The sequence below is a fragment of the Streptomyces sp. 840.1 genome (assembly GCF_003751445.1).
In the GTDB taxonomy this organism is placed as follows: Bacteria; Actinomycetota; Actinomycetes; order Streptomycetales; family Streptomycetaceae; genus Streptomyces.
In genome coordinates this window covers 445676-464970 of record NZ_RJUU01000001.1, presented here as the reverse complement: position 1 = coordinate 464970, position 19295 = coordinate 445676, and the positions used below count along the sequence as shown (strand labels likewise).

General features: G+C 69.8%; 18 protein-coding genes. All 18 read left to right on the top strand.

All coding sequences use genetic code 11. The features are described 5' to 3' along the window. Positions 1 to 13 precede the first annotated feature (13 nt). The 18 genes from lysA to EDD93_RS01945 all read left to right on the top strand — a co-directional run bounded on the left by lysA (position 14) and on the right by EDD93_RS01945 (position 19216). Complete coding sequence (gene lysA, locus EDD93_RS02030) at positions 14 to 1405, top strand: diaminopimelate decarboxylase (RefSeq protein ID WP_123523524.1); 1392 nt, start codon at positions 14 to 16, stop codon at positions 1403 to 1405. A gap of 122 nt (positions 1406 to 1527) precedes the next feature. Further along, positions 1528 to 2829 carry a homoserine dehydrogenase gene (locus EDD93_RS02025; protein WP_185092190.1) on the top strand — a complete coding sequence of 434 codons (1302 nt, stop codon included), beginning with the start codon at positions 1528 to 1530 and terminating at the stop codon, positions 2827 to 2829. A gap of 6 nt (positions 2830 to 2835) precedes the next feature. Next, positions 2836 to 3906: a threonine synthase gene (gene thrC / locus EDD93_RS02020; RefSeq protein WP_123523523.1), complete on the top strand. Its 1071-nt coding sequence runs from the start codon at positions 2836 to 2838 to the stop codon at positions 3904 to 3906. A gap of 311 nt (positions 3907 to 4217) precedes the next feature. Beyond that, positions 4218 to 5135, top strand: a complete 918-nt coding sequence (thrB, locus tag EDD93_RS02015) for a homoserine kinase (protein ID WP_123523522.1) — start codon at positions 4218 to 4220, stop codon at positions 5133 to 5135. Between the two features lie 391 nt (positions 5136 to 5526). Further along, positions 5527 to 7602, top strand: coding sequence for a transcription termination factor Rho (rho, locus tag EDD93_RS02010; RefSeq protein WP_123523521.1), 2076 nt, complete (start codon positions 5527 to 5529; stop codon positions 7600 to 7602). 343 nt (positions 7603 to 7945) lie between these two features. Beyond that, positions 7946 to 9046: an LCP family protein gene (locus EDD93_RS02005; protein WP_123523520.1), complete on the top strand. Its 1101-nt coding sequence runs from the start codon at positions 7946 to 7948 to the stop codon at positions 9044 to 9046. Between the two features lie 143 nt (positions 9047 to 9189). Continuing rightward, entirely contained in the window at positions 9190 to 9414 is a 225-nt protein-coding gene (gene rpmE, locus EDD93_RS02000) for a 50S ribosomal protein L31 (RefSeq protein ID WP_024490824.1), read from the top strand. A 141-nt stretch (positions 9415 to 9555) separates the two neighbouring features. Next, complete coding sequence (prfA, locus tag EDD93_RS01995; protein ID WP_123523519.1) at positions 9556 to 10632, top strand: peptide chain release factor 1; 1077 nt, start codon at positions 9556 to 9558, stop codon at positions 10630 to 10632. A gap of 44 nt (positions 10633 to 10676) precedes the next feature. Further along, complete coding sequence (gene prmC / locus EDD93_RS01990; protein WP_123461669.1) at positions 10677 to 11522, top strand: peptide chain release factor N(5)-glutamine methyltransferase; 846 nt, start codon at positions 10677 to 10679, stop codon at positions 11520 to 11522. A 64-nt stretch (positions 11523 to 11586) separates the two neighbouring features. Continuing rightward, a complete protein-coding gene (locus EDD93_RS01985) occupies positions 11587 to 12234 on the top strand; it encodes an L-threonylcarbamoyladenylate synthase (protein WP_024490827.1) in 648 nt (215 codons plus the stop codon). Continuing rightward, positions 12231 to 12872: a protein-tyrosine-phosphatase gene (locus EDD93_RS01980; RefSeq protein WP_123523518.1), complete on the top strand. Its 642-nt coding sequence runs from the start codon at positions 12231 to 12233 to the stop codon at positions 12870 to 12872. Before EDD93_RS01985 ends, EDD93_RS01980 begins: the two co-directional genes overlap by 4 nt. Before the next feature lie 124 nt (positions 12873 to 12996). Beyond that, positions 12997 to 14250, top strand: coding sequence for a serine hydroxymethyltransferase (gene glyA, locus EDD93_RS01975; RefSeq protein ID WP_123523517.1), 1254 nt, complete (start codon positions 12997 to 12999; stop codon positions 14248 to 14250). Between the two features lie 115 nt (positions 14251 to 14365). Further along, complete coding sequence (locus tag EDD93_RS01970) at positions 14366 to 15751, top strand: MraY family glycosyltransferase (RefSeq protein WP_123523516.1); 1386 nt, start codon at positions 14366 to 14368, stop codon at positions 15749 to 15751. A gap of 260 nt (positions 15752 to 16011) precedes the next feature. Next, complete coding sequence (locus tag EDD93_RS01965; RefSeq protein WP_123523515.1) at positions 16012 to 16449, top strand: hypothetical protein; 438 nt, start codon at positions 16012 to 16014, stop codon at positions 16447 to 16449. Between the two features lie 225 nt (positions 16450 to 16674). Beyond that, complete coding sequence (gene atpB, locus EDD93_RS01960) at positions 16675 to 17502, top strand: F0F1 ATP synthase subunit A (RefSeq protein WP_123523514.1); 828 nt, start codon at positions 16675 to 16677, stop codon at positions 17500 to 17502. Between the two features lie 67 nt (positions 17503 to 17569). After that, a complete protein-coding gene (locus EDD93_RS01955) occupies positions 17570 to 17821 on the top strand; it encodes an ATP synthase subunit C (protein WP_037689279.1) in 252 nt (83 codons plus the stop codon). Positions 17822 to 17858: 37 nt separating this feature from the next. Then, positions 17859 to 18404, top strand: coding sequence for a F0F1 ATP synthase subunit B (locus EDD93_RS01950; RefSeq protein WP_123523513.1), 546 nt, complete (start codon positions 17859 to 17861; stop codon positions 18402 to 18404). Beyond that, positions 18401 to 19216, top strand: coding sequence for a F0F1 ATP synthase subunit delta (locus EDD93_RS01945; protein ID WP_123523512.1), 816 nt, complete (start codon positions 18401 to 18403; stop codon positions 19214 to 19216). The genes EDD93_RS01950 and EDD93_RS01945 overlap by 4 nt, the downstream gene beginning before the upstream one ends. Positions 19217 to 19295: the final 79 nt, after the last annotated feature.

Here is a 19295-nt window from a genome sequence, read left to right as displayed (position 1 = left end):
AGAGAGCAACACGATGAGCCGATCCGCACACCCCGCCGGTCCCCGCCACGCCGACGTCATGACCGAGGGCCACTACTCCGCCCCGGCCGAGGACCTCAACGTCCTCGACGACAAGGTCTGGTCCCGTACCGTCACCCGCGACGGGAACGGCGCGCTGACCGTCGGCGGGATCGAAGTCGCCCGGCTGGCCGAGGAGTTCGGTACCCCGGCCTACTTCCTGGACGAGGCCGACTTCCGGGCCCGCTGCCGCGCCTGGTCCGACGCCTTCGGCCCCGGCGCCGACGTCTTCTATGCCGGCAAGGCCTTCCTCTCCCGCGCGGTCGTGCGCTGGCTGAAGGAGGAGGGGCTCAACCTCGACGTCTGCTCCGGCGGCGAGCTGACCACCGCGCTGGACGCCGGGATGCCCGCCGAGCGCATCGCCTTCCACGGCAACAACAAGACCGTCGACGAGATCGAGCGGGCCGTCACGGCCGGCGTCGGGCGGATCGTCCTCGACTCCTTCCAGGAGATCGTCCGGGTCTCCCACATCGCGCAGCGGCTCGGCCGGCGCCAGCCCGTGCAGATCCGGGTGACCGTCGGCGTCGAGGCCCACACCCACGAGTTCATCGCCACCGCGCACGAGGACCAGAAGTTCGGCATCGCGCTGGCCGGCGGACAGGCCGCCGAGGCCGTCCGCCGGGCGCTCACCCTCGACGGGCTCGAACTGATCGGGATCCACTCGCACATCGGCTCGCAGATCTTCGACATGGCCGGCTTCGAGGTCTCCGCCCGGCGCGTGGTGCAGCTGCTCGCCGAGGTGCGCGACGAGCACGGCGTCGAGCTGCCCGAGATCGACCTCGGCGGCGGCCTCGGTATCGCGTACACCTCCGAGGACGACCCGCGCGAGCCGCAGGAGATCGCCAAGGCGCTCGGTGACATCGTGACCCGTGAGTGCGAGGCCGCCGGGCTCGCCACCCCCCGGATCTCCGTCGAGCCGGGCCGCGCCATCGTCGGGCCGACCGCCTTCACGCTGTACGAGGTCGGCACGATCAAGCCCCTGGAGGGGCTGCGGACGTACGTCAGCGTGGACGGCGGGATGTCGGACAACATCCGCACCGCGCTGTACGACGCCGAGTACAGCGTCGCGCTCGTCTCGCGGACCTCGGACGCCGAGCCGATGCTCGTCCGGGTCGTCGGGAAGCACTGCGAGAGCGGCGACATCGTGGTCAAGGACGCCTTCCTGCCGTCCGACCTGGCCCCCGGCGACCTGATCGCGGTGCCCGCCACCGGCGCGTACTGCCGTTCCATGGCGAGCAACTACAACCACGCCCTGCGCCCGCCGGTCGTCGCGGTGCGCGACGGACAGGCGCGGGTCATCGTCCGCCGCGAGACGGAGGAAGATCTTCTGCGTCTGGATGTCGGCTGATGCCGTATTTCCCGGGGCACCCCGGTCCCACGTAAACATCTCAGGATCCGGACGGGTGGCGGGAACGCCCGTCCGGTGAGTGAGACTGGTCCATACATCAGATGTAAAGGAAACGAGGTCGGATGATGCGTACGCGTCCGCTGAAGGTGGCGCTGCTGGGCTGTGGAGTGGTCGGCTCAGAGGTGGCGCGCATCATGACGACGCACGCCGACGACCTCGCCGCGCGCATCGGCGCGCCGGTGGAGCTCGCCGGTGTCGCCGTGCGCCGGCCCTCCAAGGTGCGCGAGGGCATCGACCCCGCACTGATCACCACCGACGCGACGGCCCTGGTCAAACGGGGCGACATCGACGTCGTCATCGAGGTCATCGGTGGCATCGAGCCCGCCCGCACGCTCATCACGACCGCCTTCGAGCACGGCGCGAGCGTCGTCTCGGCCAACAAGGCGCTGCTCGCCGAGGACGGCGCCGCCCTGCACGCCGCCGCCGAGCAGCACGGCCGGGACCTCTACTACGAGGCCGCCGTCGCAGGCGCCATCCCGCTGGTGCGGCCGCTGCGCGAGTCCCTCGCCGGCGACAAGGTCAACCGGGTCCTCGGCATCGTCAACGGCACCACGAACTTCATCCTCGACAAGATGGACACCAGCGGCGCCGGTTACTCCGAGGCGCTCGACGAGGCCACCGCGCTCGGATACGCGGAGGCCGACCCGACGGCCGACGTCGAGGGTTTCGACGCCGCCGCGAAGGCCGCGATCCTCGCCGGAATCGCCTTCCACACCCGGGTGAAGATCGGTGACGTGCACCGCGAGGGCATCACCGAGGTCACCGCCGCCGACATCGCCTCCGCCCGCCGCATGGGCTGCACCGTCAAGCTCCTCGCCATCTGCGAGCGGGCCGCCGACGGGCAGTCGGTCACGGCCCGCGTGCACCCCGCGATGATCCCGCTCAGCCACCCGCTGGCCTCCGTCCGCGAGGCGTACAACGCGGTGTTCGTCGAGGCCGAGGCCGCCGGGCAGCTGATGTTCTACGGCCCCGGCGCCGGGGGCGCGCCGACCGCCTCCGCGGTCCTCGGCGACCTCGTCGCGGTCTGCCGCAACAAGCTCAACGAGGCCCCCGGCCCCGGTGAGTCCGCGTACACGCGTCTGCCGGTCAGCGCCATGGGCGAGGTCGTCACGCGGTACCACATCAGTCTCGACGTGGCCGACAAGCCTGGCGTGCTCGCCCAGGTCGCGACGGTCTTCGCCGAACAGGGCGTATCCATCGATACGGTCCGCCAGAAAGGCCGACAGGACAAGAGCGGCGAGGCTTCGCTCGTCGTCGTCACCCACCGCGCGCCCGACGCCGCCCTCTCCGGGACCGTCGAGGCGCTGCGCAAGCTCGACACCGTGCGCGGTGTCGCCAGCATCATGCGTGTTGAAGGGGAGTAAGGACCCATGACCACCAAGGGCACCCACCAGTGGCGCGGCATCATCGAGGAGTACCGGGACCGTCTCCCGGTCACGAGCACGACGCCGGTCGTCACGCTCCGTGAGGGCGGCACGCCGCTCGTACCGGCTCAGGTCCTCTCCGAGCGCACGGGCTGCGAGGTGCACCTCAAGGTCGAGGGCGCCAACCCCACCGGGTCCTTCAAGGACCGCGGCATGACGATGGCCATCACCCGGGCCAAGGAGGAGGGTGCGCAGGCCGTCATCTGCGCCTCCACCGGCAACACCTCCGCCTCCGCCGCCGCGTACGCGGTCCGCGCGGGCATGGTCTGCGCCGTCCTCGTACCGCAGGGCAAGATCGCGCTCGGCAAGATGGGCCAGGCGCTCGTGCACGGCGCCAAGATCCTCCAGGTCGACGGCAACTTCGACGACTGCCTCACGCTGGCCCGCTCGCTCTCGGACAACTACCCGGTCGCGCTGGTCAATTCGGTCAACCCGGTCCGTATCGAGGGCCAGAAGACCGCCGCCTTCGAGATCGTCGACGCGCTCGGCGACGCCCCGGACATCCATGTCCTCCCGGTCGGCAACGCGGGCAACATCACCGCGTACTGGAAGGGCTACACCGAGTACGCCGGGGACGGCCTGTCCACGCACAAGCCGCGGATGTGGGGCTTCCAGGCCTCCGGCTCCGCGCCCATCGTGCGCGGCGAGATCGTCAAGGACCCGTCGACCATCGCCACCGCCATCCGGATCGGCAACCCGGCCTCCTGGCAGTTCGCGCTCAACGCGCGGGACGAGTCGGGCGGCTTCATCGACGAGGTGACGGACCGGCAGATCCTGTCCGCCTACCGGCTGTTGGCCTCCCAGGAGGGCGTCTTCGTGGAGCCCGCGTCGGCCGCGTCGGTCGCCGGTCTGCTCAAGGCCGCCGAAGAGGGCAAGGTCGACCGGGGCCAGCGGATCGTCTGCACGGTCACCGGCAACGGCCTCAAGGACCCGGACTGGGCCGTCGCCGGCGCCCCCCAGCCCGTCACGGTCCCGGTCGACGCGGCCGCCGCCGCGGAGAAGCTGGGCCTCGCGTAGTACGCACCGCGCGGTCGCGTCCCGGGGGCACGGCCCCCGGGACGCGACCGTGACGACGGGCCGTCAGGAAGACAGCTCAGCCGCCCTTCCCGGGACGGAGAGCGCACCGGAGGGGTGCGACACGCATCGTGCGCCTCCTGTGCGCCCTATGTCGCCACAGAACCTTCCTTCGATAAGCTGTACCCAATCAGCCCCGCCGTATATGCCGGGGTGTACGGGCCGCTGTGGTTCCCCCATGAAGAATCCCCGGAATCCCATAATCCGCAGCTCCTCGAATTCCCCGCCGCCTCACAAGGAGAGTCGTCAGAGCGATGGCCGGTCCCGCCTTCCGAGCCGCCGCCGTACGGGTGCGCGTCCCCGCCACCAGCGCCAATCTGGGTCCGGGCTTCGACGCCCTGGGCCTGTCGCTGGGGCTCTATGACGACGTCGTCGTCCGCGTCGCCGACGCCGGGCTGCACATCGACATCGCCGGTGAGGGCGCGGAGACGCTGCCCCGCGACGAGAGCCACCTGCTCGTACGGTCCCTGCGCACCGCCTTCGACCTGCTCGGCGGACAGCCCCGCGGCCTGGAGATCGTCTGCGCCAACCGCATCCCGCACGGCCGGGGCCTCGGTTCCTCCTCCGCCGCCATCTGCGCCGGCATCGTCGCCGCCCGTGCCGTCACGACCGGGGGTGACGCCCGGCTCGACGACGCCGCCCTGCTGGAGCTCGCCACCGAGATCGAGGGTCACCCGGACAATGTCGCGGCCTGTCTTCTCGGTGGGTTCACGCTCGCCTGGATGGACGGCGGATCTGCCCGCGCCATTAGAATGGACCCTGCGGATTCCATCGTTCCGGTGGTTTTCGTCCCCGGCAACCCGGTGCTCACCGAGACCGCCCGCGGACTGCTGCCGCGCACCGTCCCGCACGTCGACGCCGCCTTCAACGCGGGCCGTGCGGCCCTGCTCGTCGAGGCCCTGACCAGGCGCCCCGAGCTCCTGCTCACCGCCACCGAGGACCGCCTGCACCAGGAATACCGCTCCCCGGCGATGCCGCAGAGCGTGGAACTCGTCAACCGACTGCGTGCGGACGGCGTCCCCGCGGTCATCTCCGGTGCCGGGCCGACCGTGCTGGCACTGGCCGAGGACGGTGCGGCCGACAAGGTCGCACGGCTGGCGGGCGAGGGATGGGCGGCCAACCGGCTGACTCTCGACGCCCCGGGCGCGAGTGTGCTGCCGCTCGCCCCGTAGCCGCGAAGTGATTGCCGGTGCGTGAGAGGGGGAATGTTTGTTGGAGCCGGTAGTGTTAACCTCAAGTCTGCAATCGACGTCTATGTGGCGCGTTGCTTCGTGTCCCTTTCCGGGACCACCATTTCTTCCGGGAGCCTCCCCAACTGCCTGAGCAGCCTGCCTGAGCAGTTTCGAGCACGCTCCGGAACCGGCACGACACCCTCTCGCTCGTCCAGGAGTGGGCCGAGCAGGGGGATGCTCGCGCCGGGCCCATGCACACGTTCATCTCTCCGCCGTACCTACCCGGCGGACCACCGCCCCGGCACGGTCCGCACAACCAGAGACCGCAGTCGGACAGCACAACCGGTCGCCGAGCCAGAAGGCCGACGTCCGCTCCAGGGAAGGACCCTTCGTGAGCGACACCACCGATCTGATGGGCGTGACTGCCGACAAGAACGTCGACAGTGCCGCGCCCGCCGAAGGTGCTGCCACTGGCACCACCGCACGGCGCCGCCGCTCCGGCACCGGCCTTGACGGCATGGTCCTGGCCGAGCTGCAGCAGGTCGCGTCCGGCCTCGGTATCAAGGGCACTGCGCGGATGCGCAAGAGCCAGCTGATCGAGGTCATCAAGGAGACCCAGGCCGGCTCCTCCTCCGCGCCCAAGGCCAAGGCCGCCGCCGCGGCCCCCGCCGATGAGGCCGGGACCAAGCCGAAGCGCCGGGCCACCTCCAAGGCGCGCACCGGCGCCGAGGACGAGGCGCCGGCCGCCGCTGCCGCCGACAAGGCCGCCGCGCAGCAGCAGATCGACATCCCCGGTCAGCCGGCCAGCGACGAGCAGCCCGCGGGTGAGCGCCGCCGGCGCCGCGCGACCGCTTCCGCGGGCAGCCCGGAGACCAAGGCGGAGCCCAAGGCGCAGGCCAAGGAGCGTACGCAGGACGAGCCGAAGCGCGAGACGCCGGCCGAGGACCGCTCCGAGTCCAAGGCCGAGGCCGCGGCGGACAACGCCGAGGGCCGCCGGGGCGAGCGTGGTGAGCGCGGTCAGCGCGGCGAGCGTGGTGACCGGGGCGACCGTGGTGACCGTCGCGAGCGGCAGCGCGACCGCCGGGGCAAGGGCGGCGACGAGCAGGGCGGTGGCCAGGGCGGCCAGCGTCAGCGCCAGGGCCAGGGGCAGGGGCAGAACCAGGGCCAGGGCCAGAACCAGGGCCAGGGCCAGCAGGGTGGCGGCGGACCGCAGGACGACTTCGACGACGAGGGCGGCCGTCGTGGCCGGCGCGGCCGTTACCGCGACCGCCGCGGCCGTCGTGGCCGTGACGACTTCGCCAGCGACGCACCGCCGGTCACCGACGACGACGTCCTGATCCCCGTCGCGGGCATCCTGGACATCCTCGACAACTACGCGTTCATCCGGACCTCCGGCTACCTGCCGGGCCCGAACGACGTGTACGTGTCGCTCGCCCAGGTCCGCAAGAACGGCCTGCGCAAGGGTGACCACGTCACCGGTGCGGTGCGTCAGCCCAAGGACGGCGAGCGCCGCGAGAAGTTCAACGCGCTGGTCCGCCTCGACACCGTCAACGGCATGGCGCCCGAAACCGGCCGCGGCCGCCCGGAGTTCCAGAAGCTGACGCCGCTGTACCCGCAGGACCGGCTCCGCCTGGAGACCGACTCCAACGTCCTGACGACGCGCATCGTCGACCTGGTCGCCCCCATCGGCAAGGGCCAGCGAGGCCTGATCGTGGCCCCGCCGAAGACCGGTAAGACCATGATCCTCCAGGCGATCGCCAACGCGATCACGGTCAACAGCCCCGAGTGCCACCTGATGGTCGTCCTGGTCGACGAGCGTCCGGAAGAGGTCACCGACATGCAGCGGTCGGTGAAGGGCGAGGTCATCTCCTCGACCTTCGACCGTCCCGCCGAGGACCACACCACTGTCGCCGAGCTGGCCATCGAGCGCGCCAAGCGCCTCGTCGAGCTGGGTCACGACGTGGTCGTCCTGCTGGACTCGATCACCCGTCTGGGACGCGCGTACAACCTCGCCGCCCCGGCCTCCGGCCGCATCCTGTCCGGTGGTGTCGACTCGACCGCGCTGTACCCGCCGAAGCGGTTCTTCGGTGCGGCGCGCAACATCGAGGACGGCGGCTCGCTGACCATCCTGGCCACCGCGCTCGTCGAGACCGGCTCGCGCATGGACGAGGTGATCTTCGAGGAGTTCAAGGGCACCGGCAACATGGAGCTCAAGCTCGACCGCAAGCTCTCCGACAAGCGCATCTTCCCGGCGGTGGACGTCGACGCGTCCAGCACCCGTAAGGAAGAAATCCTGCTCGGCAGCGACGAGTTGGCGATTGTCTGGAAGCTGCGCCGGGTGCTCCACGCGCTGGACCAGCAGCAGGCGATCGAGCTCCTCCTGGACCGGATGAAGAAGACCCAGTCCAACGCGGAGTTCCTGCTCCAGATCCAGAAGACGACGCCGGCCCCGGGCAACAACGACTAGTCGTAGCCGCCCGCAGCCGTACACAGGGCCGCCCCCGCCACTTCGGTGCCGGGGGCGGCCCTGTGCCGTACGCCGTGACCGGTCCGAGACCTTCGCCACACGGCCGGTGGCTCCCGCACGCTCCCCGCATTGCCTGTATCCGGCAAGAAACCGCAGGTGAACGCCGGATAACGGGCTGTTTCCGGCCGCCGCCGGACCGTCTCGCGGACACCCGGTGGCCCCGCCGTCCTGTGCAACCCTTCTTGTCGCCGTGGCGTCGTATCCAGCAAGCGACGGAGCGGCGCAAGGACCCGTACACCGCAGCAGGGGGTAGCCGGGAGCAGCCGAGGGATCGAGGAGACGGATGACCGAGCAGAGCGGGAGCAACAGCCGAATACGGGCCACCGGCAAACGCCGGAGGAAGCCGTCCCGCCGTCGCAGGGCGACCGTCATAGCCGCGTGGAGTCTGGCCGGCCTGGTCGTCGTGGGCGGTGGAGGACTCGGCTACGCCTACTTCCAGCTCGACGGCAATCTCAAGGCCGTCGACATCAACAACGCGCTCGGCAAGAACCGCCCGCAGAACGTCGACAACGGCTCCGAGGACATCCTCGTCCTGGGCTCCGACTCCCGCTCCGGCGCGAACAAGCAGTACGGCGCCGATCAGGGGGGCGCCCGCTCGGACACCGCGATGGTCCTGCACGTCAACAAGGGCCACAAGAGCGCCAGCGTCGTCTCCATCCCCCGCGACACCCTCGTGACCCGGCCCGAGTGCACAAGCGACGAGAGCGGCGCGGACGTCGCGGGCGAGCAGCGCGCGATGTTCAACACGGCGTACGAGGTCGGCGGACCGGCCTGCGCGGTCAAGACCGTCGAGTCGATGTCCGGGATCCGGATGGACCACTACCTCGAGGTCGACTTCACCGGCTTCAAGAAGCTGATCGACAAGCTCGGCGGGGTCGAGATCACCACCAAGAAGGCGATCAACGATCCCAAGAGCCATCTGGACCTCCAGCCGGGCACCCACACCCTGAACGGCGAGGAGTCGCTCGGCCTGGTCCGTACCCGCCACAGCGTCGGCGACGGCAGCGACCTCGGCCGCATCCAGCTCCAGCAGGCCTTCATCAAGGCGCTGATGGTGCAGGCGAAGAGCGTCGGCGTCCTCAACGGCACCAAGCTGTACGGCCTCGCCGACACGGCGACCAAGGCCATCACGACCGACTCCGACCTGGGCTCGGTCACCAAGCTCACCGGCTTCGCCAACGGGCTCAAGGGGCTCGGTGCGAGCGACGTCCACATGGTGACGATGCCGGTCGAGTACGACCCGGCCGACCCGAACCGCGTCATACCGCAGGAGAAGGCCGGACAGCAGGTGTGGACGGCGCTCCGGCACGACCTGCCGATCCCCGCGTCCGCCACCGAGAAGTCGGCGGGCGACAAGGGTGACGCGGGCGACATCGTGGGATGACCCGGAGCACCCGGGAATAGTTCCGGGCAGACCCCGGTTTTGGGAGATACGGCCGGTCCTGGCAGACTGGTACGTCGGCCCCGGTTCACGGACACGCAATCCGCGCGTACGACCCGGCGCCCTCCCGAAACTAGGAGACACCCTTGAAGCGCGAGATCCACCCCCAGTACTTCGAGACCCAGGTCAGCTGCACCTGTGGCGCCTCGTTCACCACCCGCTCGACCCTGGACAGCGGCGCCATCCGTGCCGACGTCTGCTCCGAGTGCCACCCGTTCTACACGGGCAAGCAGAAGATCCTCGACACCGGTGGCCGTGTGGCCCGCTTCGAGGCCCGCTTCGGCAAGGCTGCCGGCTCCGCCAGCAAGTAGCGAGCCAACTGCGCCGGTTCTCGGCGCCCTCTTCCCGGGGGCGTCGGGGCCGGCGTTTTTTCCGGCCGGGACACGGCACCCCCGCGTCCCGCCAGGCAGGCACGTCCAGCGAAGAAAAGCGAAGAAACCAGGAGCCCGAAGATGTTCGAGGCGGTCGAGGAACTGATCGGCGAACAGTCCGATCTCGAGAAGAAGCTCGCGGACCCGGCGGTCCACGCCGACCAGGCCAACGCGCGCAAGCTCAACAAGCGCTACGCCGAGCTGACCCCGATCGTCGCCACGTACCGCTCCTGGAAGCAGACCGGCGAGGACATCGAGACGGCCCGCGAGTTCGCCGCCGACGACCCCGACTTCGCCGCCGAGGTCAAGGACCTGGAGAAGGAGCGCGAGGAGCTCACCGAGAAGCTCCGCCTCCTGCTCGTACCCCGTGACCCCAGTGACGACAAGGACGTGCTCCTGGAGATCAAGGCGGGCGCGGGCGGCGACGAGTCCGCCCTGTTCGCCGGTGACCTCCTGCGCATGTACCTGCGCTACGCCGAGCGGGTCGGCTGGAAGACCGAGATCATCGACTCCACCGAGTCCGAGCTCGGCGGCTACAAGGACGTCCAGGTCGCGGTCAAGACCAAGGGCGGCAACGGAGCCACCGAACCCGGCCAGGGCGTCTGGGCCCGGATGAAGTACGAGGGCGGCGTGCACCGCGTGCAGCGCGTGCCCTCCACCGAGTCCCAGGGCCGCATCCACACCTCCGCCGCCGGTGTGCTGGTCACACCCGAGGCGGAGGAGGTCGACGTCGAGATCCACGCCAACGACCTGCGGATCGACGTCTACCGCTCCTCGGGCCCCGGCGGCCAGTCCGTCAACACCACGGACTCCGCCGTCCGCATCACGCACCTGCCCACCGGCGTCGTTGCCTCCTGCCAGAACGAGAAGAGCCAGCTCCAGAACAAGGAGCAGGCCATGCGCATCCTGCGCTCGCGGCTCCTCGCCGCCGCCCAGGAGGCCGCCGAGCAGGAAGCCTCCGACGTACGGCGCAGCCAGGTCCGCACGGTCGACCGCTCCGAGAAGATCCGTACCTACAACTTCCCGGAAAACCGCATCTCGGACCACCGCGTCGGCTTCAAGGCGTACAACTTGGACCAGGTGCTCGACGGTGAGCTGAGCGCCGTGATCCAGGCGTGTGTCGACGCCGACTCCGCCGCCAAGCTCGCCGCCGCGTAAGCTCCACCACCCGCACCGCTCGTGAACCTGTACGGAGAACCGCGATGAACCTGCTGCTCGCCGAGGTGGCCCAGGCCACCCAGCGGCTGGCCGACGCCGGTGTGCCTTCGCCGAGATTCGACGCGGAGGAACTCGCCGCGTTCGTGCACGGCGTCAAGCGGGGCGAGCTGCACAACGTGCCGGACGCCGACTTCGACGCCCGCTACTGGGAGACCATCGCCCGTCGCGAGGCCCGCGAACCGCTCCAGCACATCACCGGACGCGCCTTCTTCCGCTACCTGGAGCTCCAGGTGGGGCCGGGGGTCTTCGTGCCTCGGCCGGAGACCGAATCGGTCGTCGGCTGGGCGATAGACGCCGTCCGCGCGATGGACGTGGTCGAGCCGCTGATCGTCGACCTGTGCACGGGATCGGGCGCCATCGCCCTCGCCATGGCCCAGGAGGTGCCGCGCTCGCGCGTGCACGCCGTGGAGCTGTCCGAGGACGCCCTCAAATGGACCAGGAAGAACGCCGAGGACTCCAGGGTCACCGTGCACCGCGGAGACGCTCTGACGGCCCTTCCCGAGCTCGACGGACAGGTCGACCTGGTCATCTCCAACCCGCCGTACATCCCGCTCACCGAATGGGAGTACGTGGCCCCCGAGGCCCGCGACCACGACCCGCAGATGGCGCTGTTCTCCGGCGAGGACGGCCTCGACACCATCCGCGGCATCGAGCGCACCGCCCACCGGCTGCTGCGCCCCGGCGGCCTCGTCGTCATCGAGCACGCCGACACCCAGGGCGGCCAGGTGCCGTGGATCTTCACCGAGGAGCGGGGCTGGGCCGACGCGGCCGATCACCCCGACCTGAACAACCGCCCCCGTTTCGCCACGGCCCGCAAGGCCATGCCGTGACCGGCGCACACCACCCGCACGACCCGTACCAGCCCTACCCGTACATGCTTGAGGAGGCCGGCTGATGGCACGGCGATACGACTGCAACGACGCGACCGACCGTACGACGGGTCTGCGTGAGGCCGCGTCCGCCGTCCGCCGCGGCGAACTGGTCGTGCTGCCCACCGACACGGTGTACGGGATCGGTGCGGACGCCTTCGGTTCCGAGGCCGTCGCGGACCTGCTGGACGCCAAGGGCCGAGGCCGCAACATGCCCACGCCCGTCCTGATCGGTTCCCCGAACACCCTGCACGGCCTGGTCACGGACTTCTCCGAGCAGGCCTGGGAGCTCGTCGACGCGTTCTGGCCCGGCGCCCTCACGCTCGTCGCCAAGCACCAGCCCTCCCTCCAGTGGGACCTCGGGGACACCCGGGGCACCGTCGCCATCCGGATGCCGCTGCACCCGGTCGCCATCGAGCTGCTCACCGAGGTCGGCCCGATGGCCGTCTCCAGCGCCAACCTCACCGGACACCCCTCGCCCGAGGACTGCGACGCCGCCCAGGAGATGCTGGGCGACTCCGTCTCCGTCTACCTCGACGGCGGTCCGACGCCGGGCATCGTCCCGTCCTCGATCGTCGACGTCACCGGCAAGGTCCCGGTCCTGCTGCGCGCCGGCGCGCTCTCCGCGGAGGAGCTGCGCAAGGTGGTACCCGACCTCGAGGTGGCCAATTGACCGCCCCTGAGGGGCGTGGCATAGCGGGGCAGACCGACACTTTCCGCATCCTCCACGTCAGCACCGGCAACGTCTGCCGCTCACCGATCACCGAGCGGCTGACCCGCCATGCCCTCGTGGACCGCCTGGGCGACCCGCTCCAGGGCGGCCTGATCGTGGAGAGCGCCGGCACCTGGGGGCACGAGGGCGCCCCGATGGAGGCCAACGCCGAGGTGGTCCTCGCGGACTTCGGCGCGGACGCCACCGGCTTCGTCGGCCGTGAACTGCTGGACGAACACGTGATCCGTGCCGACCTGGTGCTCACAGCGACCCGCGACCACCGGGCCCAGGTCATCTCGATGGGGCACTCGGCGGGCCTGCGGACCTTCACCCTCAAGGAGTTCACCCGGCTGGTCCGGGCGATAGACCACGCGACGCTGCCCGACGCCGAGGACGAGGGCGTCGTCGAGCGTGCCCGCGCGCTGGTGCGCGCCGCCGCCGCGCTGCGCGGCTGGCTGCTGGCCCCGACCGCCGAGGCCGATGAGGTGTACGACCCGTACGGTGCGCCGATCACGTTCTTCCGGTCCATCGGCGACGAGATCAACCAGGCCCTGGAGCCGGTCGTCACCGCGCTGACCGGCGTATCGACTCCGCGCTGACCGGCGCGGGGTCCGCCGGCCCTCCGGACGGGTGCACCGCGGGGCGCGGCAGCGGGCAGCGGGCCCGTCGCGGGCCTACATTGGAGCTGACGTCAGCGCACTCCTCCCAGGCCCGGAGGCCCCGATGCCGCCCGCCGCTTCCGCCGCACCACCGGCCACCCTCCCGCAGGACTTCGGCGCCCTGCTCCGGGAGGACCCGGAGATCGCCGACGTGCTGCTGGGGGAGCTGGGCCGGCAGTCCGGCACGCTCCAGCTGACCGCCGCCGAGAACTTCACCTCGCCCGCGGTCCTGGCCGCCCTGGGCTCGCCGCTCGCCAACAAGTACGCCGAGGGATACCCCGGCAGGCGCCACCACGGCGGCTGCGAACAGGCGGACGCCGCCGAACGCATCGCCGTCCGCCGCGCCACCTCCCTCTTCGGTGCCGAGCACGCCAACGTCCAGCCGCACTCGGGCTCCTCCGCCGTCCTCGCCGCGTACGCGGCGCTGCTGCGGCCCGGCGACACGGTGCTCGCGATGGGGCTCCCGTACGGGGGACACCTCACGCACGGCTCACCGGCCAACTTCTCCGGCCGCTGGTTCGAGTTCGTCGGCTACGGGGTCGACGCGGGAAGCGGGCTGATCGACTACGACCAGGTCCGCGCCCTGGCCCGCACCCACCGCCCCAAGGCGATCGTCAGCGGCTCCATCTCCTATCCGCGCCACCCGGACCACCAGCGGTTCCGCGAGATCGCCGACGAGGTCGGCGCCTACCTAATCGCCGACGCCGCGCACCCGATGGGGCTGATCGCCGGGGGAGCGGCCCCCAGTCCCGTCCCGTACGCGGACGTCGTCTGCGCCACCACGCACAAGGTGCTGCGCGGTCCGCGCGGCGGCATGATCCTGTGCGGCGCGGAGCTGGCCGAGCGGATCGACCGGGCGGTCTTCCCCTTCACCCAGGGCGGCGCCCAGATGCACACGGTCGCCGCCAAGGCCGTCGCCTTCCACGAGGCGGGTACGCCGGCCTTCGCCGCGTACGCCCATCGTGTGGTCTCCCACGCCCGCGTCCTCGCGGCCGGTCTGGCCGCCGAGGGCTTCGACGTCACCACCGGCGGCACCGACACCCACCTGATCGTCGCGGACCCCGCCCCGCTCGGTGTGGACGGCCCCACCGCCCGCGCCCGGCTGGCCGCCGCCGGCCTGGTGCTGGACACCTGCGCGCTTCCGTACGGAGACGCCCGGGGCATCAGGCTCGGCACCGCGGCCGTCACCACGCAGGGCATGGACGAGGCCGCCATGGCCCGGCTCGCGGCGCTGTTCGGCGCGGCGGTACGCGAGGACGGTGACGTTCTGGGGGAGGTCCGGGAACTGTCGGCGAAATTTCCGCCGTACCCGGTGTGACTTGGGCTCTATGTCCCGAATGAGGGTGGCTCGTGCAACCATCGCGGGTACATACGTGTCCTCAACCATGAGGCCGACCTAGTTAAGGTGTGGGCTGAGATGGCCGGCGATAGTTGTGGGGCAGCCCGTGCGTGATTACTTGCTGACGCTCTGTGTCACGGCAGCGGTGACCTACCTGCTCACCGGCCCGGTGCGTAAGTTCGCCATCGCGGTCGGGGCGATGCCCGCGATCCGGGCGCGCGACGTCCACCGTGAACCGACACCGAGGCTCGGCGGTATCGCCATGTTCGGCGGGCTGTGCGCCGGGCTGATCGTCGCCGATCACCTGGCCAACCTCGACAGCGTCTTCGACCTCTCCAGCGAACCGCGCGCGCTGCTCTCCGGGGCGGCGCTGATCTGGCTGATCGGTGTCCTGGACGACAAGTTCGAGATCGACGCGCTGATCAAGCTGGGCGGCCAGATGATCGCGGCCGCGGTCATGGTCCTGCAGGGTCTGACGATCCTGTGGCTGCCGATCCCCGGCGTCGGCACCGTCGCCCTCACCCAGTGGCAGGGCACGCTGCTCACGGTGGCCCTGGTCGTCATCACGATCAACGCGGTGAACTTCGTCGACGGGCTCGACGGTCTGGCCGCCGGCATGGTCCTCATCGCGTCGGCCGCGTTCTTCCTCTACACCTACCGGCTCTGGTACGGACACATGATCGAGGCGGCCGCCCCGGCGACGCTCTTCACGGCGATCCTGATGGGCATGTGCCTCGGCTTCCTGCCGCACAACATGCACCCGGCCCGGATCTTCATGGGGGACTCCGGTTCGATGCTGATCGGCCTGGTGCTGGCCGCCGGCGCGATCTCGGTGACCGGGCAGGTCGACCCGGACACCATGAAGATCTTCGAGGGCAGTGAGCGGCAGGCGACCCACGCGATGCTGCCGGTCTTCATCCCGCTGCTGCTGCCGCTGACCATCATCGCGATCCCGGCGGCCGACCTGGTGCTGGCGATCGTGCGGCGCACCTGGAACGGCCAGTCGCCGTTCGCCGCCGACCGGGGTCACCTGCACCACCGGCTGCTGGAGATCGGCCACTCGCACAGCCGGTCGGTGCTGATCATGTACTTCTGGTCGGCCCTGATCGCGTTCGGCGCGGTCGGCTACTCCGTGCACTCGGCGTCGATGTGGATCGTCCTGGTGATCGTGGGGCTGAGCGCGCTGGGCCTGATCCTGCTCCTGATGCCCCGCTTCACCCCGCGTGCCCCGCTGTGGGCGCAGCGCATCGTGCCGCCGCGGTACCGGAGGCGGCGCCGCCGGGCCGAGGGGCCGCAGGAGCCCGCGGACGGGCCGGAGGGGCAACAGCGGCCGCTGGACGATCAGATGGGACGGGAGGGGGCCGAGCAGGCGCCCCGGGCCCCGATCGCCGCAGGAGTCTCCGGCGTCAACGGAGCGACCGCCATTGGCCCCCGTTCGCGATTTTCGGACCGGCGCAAGGCCGATTCCTCTCATCGGTGATTCGGGCATCAACGGGCAATACCAGACAAGTGGTTGTGTCGTCGCGCTCACACGCGCTTGTTCACACTCACGTGTGACAGCAACCACACTTTCTTGGTAAAGACCTCATCAAATAGTTTGTGATACCGTTCACGAACCCGGTGACAGAGCCGAAGGACCTGAGTAGCGCGGTCCCTTGGCCCCGAGGCATCGACTCGGACCGGGCCTACGCTCGTCCATTGACGACACACTGCCGACCCCCAGCAAGCGGAGCTGCCGCCATGCCGTCCAACGACGTCCGGACTCTCCTCCAGACCGCCGTACCCACCGTTGTCGCCGGCGCTGTTGCCGCCGCGATCAGCGCTGGCGTCGCCGGTGGCAAGGGAGCCCTGGGCGCGATCGTTGCGACGATCGTGGTCATTCTCTTCATGGGCATCGGGCTCGTGGTCCTGCAACGGACCGCCAAGTCCATGCCCCACCTGTTCCAGGCGATGGGGCTGATGCTGTACACGGCTCAGCTGCTCCTGCTGTTCATCTTTGTCGCCGTATTCAAGAACACCACGATGTTCAACCCGAAGGCCTTCGCGATCACTCTGGTCGCGACGACTCTCGTGTGGATCGGCGCACAGGCGCGTGCGCACATGAAGGCCAAGATCCTTTACGTCGAGCCCGAGTCCGACAAGGGTGAGAAGCCCAAGAACACTGGGCACCGGTCGTGAAGGGTAGGGGCGGGATAAGGGTAAGTTCAGGACCCTGCTATCGTCCGGTTCCAACTGCGGCACCGCGGGCGCGGGCATGTGAGCTGACGCCTGCTCGATCGCGAGGCTCAATGCCTGACTGCCGCTCACACATCCGAAACACCAGTCCAGTGCCGAACCGCGGCTGCGCGCCGCGCCGACACAACGAGGTTGCCGTACCTATGCGCCACGCTGAAGGAGCCCGCGGTGAGTGCTGACCCGACACAGGTGCTCGCCTTCGAGACCGATTGCCACATCTTCCAGAACAACGGTTGTGGTTTCCCGGCTCCCGGTCTGCACTCGTTCCTGTTCGAGTCCCTCTGGGGCGACGGGGACAGCAACTTGTACTTCAACAAGACGATGCTGCTGGCGCTGCTCGGCTCGATCATCATCGTCGGCTTCTTCTGGGCTGCCTTCGCCAAGCCGAAGCTCGTTCCGGGCAAGCTGCAGATGGTGGCCGAGGCCGGCTACGACTTCGTACGCCGAGGCGTCGTCTACGAGACGATCGGCAAGCGCGAGGGCGACAAGTACGTCCCGCTCGTCGTCTCGCTGTTCTTCTTCGTCTGGATGATGAACCTCTGGTCCATCATTCCGGTCGCCCAGTTCCCTGTGACGGCGATCATCGCGTACCCGGCCGCGCTGGCCGCGGTCGTGTATGTCCTGTGGGTCAGCCTGACGTTCAAGAAGCACGGATTCGTCGGTGCCTTCAAGAACTTCACGGGCTACGACAAGAGCCTCGGCGCCGTCCTGCCGCTCTCGATGACCATCGAGCTGTTCTCGAACCTGCTGGTCAGGCCGTTCACGCACGCTGTCCGGCTCTTCGCCAACATGTTCGCGGGCCATACCCTGCTGCTGCTCTTCACGATCGCCAGCTGGTACCTGCTCAACGGCATCGGCATCGCCTACGCGGGTGTCTCGTTCGTCATGGTCATCGTGATGACCGCGTTCGAGCTCTTTATCCAAGCTGTCCAGGCCTATGTGTTCGTCCTGCTGACCTGCAGCTACATCCAGGGCGCTCTCGCCAAGGGCCACTGAGCACCCACCTCCTGAAGCACCCGGTGGCCAACCCCCACCGGACCAAGAAAGAGAAGGAAGAACCGGCATGTCTGCTCTCCAGACCCTCGCCGCCACCAGCGTCGAAATCAAGGGCAACCTCGGCTCCATCGGTTACGGCCTCGCCGCGATCGGCCCCGGCGTCGGCGTCGGCATCATCTTCGGTAACGGCACCCAGGCGCTCGCCCGTCAGCCCGAGGCTGCCGGTCTCATCCGCGCCAACCAGATCCTCGGCTTCGCCTTCTGTGAGGCGCTCGCCCTGATCGGTCTGGTCATGCCGTTCGTCTACCCGACCTCCTGACCGGTCGCGAACAGCCCATTCGACGGAAGGCACTGACGTGAACCCTCTGGTTCAGCTCGCGGCGGAGGAAGCGGAAAACCCGCTCATCCCGCCGATTCCTGAGCTCGTCATTGGCTTCATCGCCTTTGTCATCGTCTTCGGCTTCCTCGCGAAGAAGCTCCTCCCGAACATCAACAAGGTTCTGGAAGAGCGTCGCGAGGCCATCGAAGGCGGTATCGAAAAGGCCGATGCGGCCCAGACCGAGGCCCAGAGCGTGCTTGAGCAGTACAAGGCTCAGCTCGCCGAGGCCCGCCACGAAGCCGCTCGTATGCGCCAGGAGGCGCAGGAGCAGGGCGCCGTGATCCTGCAGGAGATGCGGGCGGAAGGCCAGCGGCAGCGCGAGGAGATCGTCGCTGCGGGCCACGCCCAGATCGAGGCCGACCGCAAGGCCGCGGCGTCCGCGCTGCGCCAGGACGTGGGCAAGCTCGCCACCGACCTGGCCGGCAAGCTCGTCGGGGAGTCCCTTGAGGACCACGCCCGGCAGAGCGGCACCGTCGACCGTTTCCTCGACGAGCTCGAGGCGAAGGCCGAGGCCGTCCGATGAACGGCGCGAGCCGCGAGGCACTGGCCGCCGCACGTGAGCGTCTCGACGCACTGACCGACAGCACGTCGGTCGACGCGTCGAAGCTCGCCGAGGACCTGGCCGGCGTCACGGCGCTGCTGCACCGCGAGGTGTCGCTGCGCCGGGTACTGACCGACCCGGCCCAGGCCGGCGAGGCCAGGGCCGAGCTGGCCGGGCGTCTGCTGGGCGGCCAGGTCGGCGGCGAAGCCGTCGACCTGATCTCCGGCATGGTCCGCTCGCGCTGGTCGCAGTCGCGCGACCTGGTCGACTCGGTCGAGGAACTGGCGAACACCGCAGACCTCACCGCCGCCCAGCGGAGCGGAGACCTCGACGACGTCGAGGACGAGCTGTTCCGGTTCGGCCGGATCGTCGCCTCCGACCCCGCACTGCGCGCCGCGCTCACCAGCCGGACCGCGACCACCGCCGCCAAGGGCGAGCTGCTGCGCAGCCTGCTCGGCGGAAAGGCGCGGCCCACCACCGAGCGCGTCATCGTGCGGCTTGTCACACAGCCCCGGGGACGTAGCCTGGAGGAGGGACTCGACTCCCTCTCCAAGCTCGCCGCGGAGCGCCGTGACCGCATGGTCGCGATCGTCACCTCGGCAGTGCCGCTGAGCGACCGGCAGAAGCAGCGGCTCGGCGCCGCTCTGGCGAAGATCTACGGCCGCCAGATGCACCTGAATCTCGACGTGGACCCCGAGGTCCTCGGCGGAGTCACAGTGCGAGTCGGTGACGAGGTCGTCAACGGCACCATCGCGGAGCGTCTCGACGAGGCGACCCGACGGATGGCCGGCTGACCCAGCCCGGCGCAGTAACAGAGACAGAGCAAGACCAGCGGCCCGGTTGGGCCGTGCAGAAATTGCAGAAGATTCCTGG

Excerpts from the sequence above, each read along its gene's own strand:
- EDD93_RS01985 (WP_024490827.1), top strand. The coding sequence starts at position 11,587 with ATGGCACGGCGATACGACTGCAACGACGCGACCGACCGTACGACGGGT.
- EDD93_RS02025 (WP_185092190.1), top strand. The coding sequence starts at position 1,528 with ATGATGCGTACGCGTCCGCTGAAGGTGGCGCTGCTGGGCTGTGGAGTG.
- thrB (WP_123523522.1), top strand. The coding sequence starts at position 4,218 with ATGGCCGGTCCCGCCTTCCGAGCCGCCGCCGTACGGGTGCGCGTCCCC.
- EDD93_RS02005 (WP_123523520.1), top strand. The coding sequence starts at position 7,946 with ATGACCGAGCAGAGCGGGAGCAACAGCCGAATACGGGCCACCGGCAAA.
- EDD93_RS01955 (WP_037689279.1), top strand. The coding sequence starts at position 17,570 with ATGTCTGCTCTCCAGACCCTCGCCGCCACCAGCGTCGAAATCAAGGGC.
- thrC (WP_123523523.1), top strand. The coding sequence starts at position 2,836 with ATGACCACCAAGGGCACCCACCAGTGGCGCGGCATCATCGAGGAGTAC.
- lysA (WP_123523524.1), top strand. The coding sequence starts at position 14 with ATGAGCCGATCCGCACACCCCGCCGGTCCCCGCCACGCCGACGTCATG.
- prfA (WP_123523519.1), top strand. The coding sequence starts at position 9,556 with ATGTTCGAGGCGGTCGAGGAACTGATCGGCGAACAGTCCGATCTCGAG.
- EDD93_RS01945 (WP_123523512.1), top strand. The coding sequence starts at position 18,401 with ATGAACGGCGCGAGCCGCGAGGCACTGGCCGCCGCACGTGAGCGTCTC.
- EDD93_RS01965 (WP_123523515.1), top strand. The coding sequence starts at position 16,012 with ATGCCGTCCAACGACGTCCGGACTCTCCTCCAGACCGCCGTACCCACC.
- glyA (WP_123523517.1), top strand. The coding sequence starts at position 12,997 with ATGCCGCCCGCCGCTTCCGCCGCACCACCGGCCACCCTCCCGCAGGAC.
- prmC (WP_123461669.1), top strand. The coding sequence starts at position 10,677 with ATGAACCTGCTGCTCGCCGAGGTGGCCCAGGCCACCCAGCGGCTGGCC.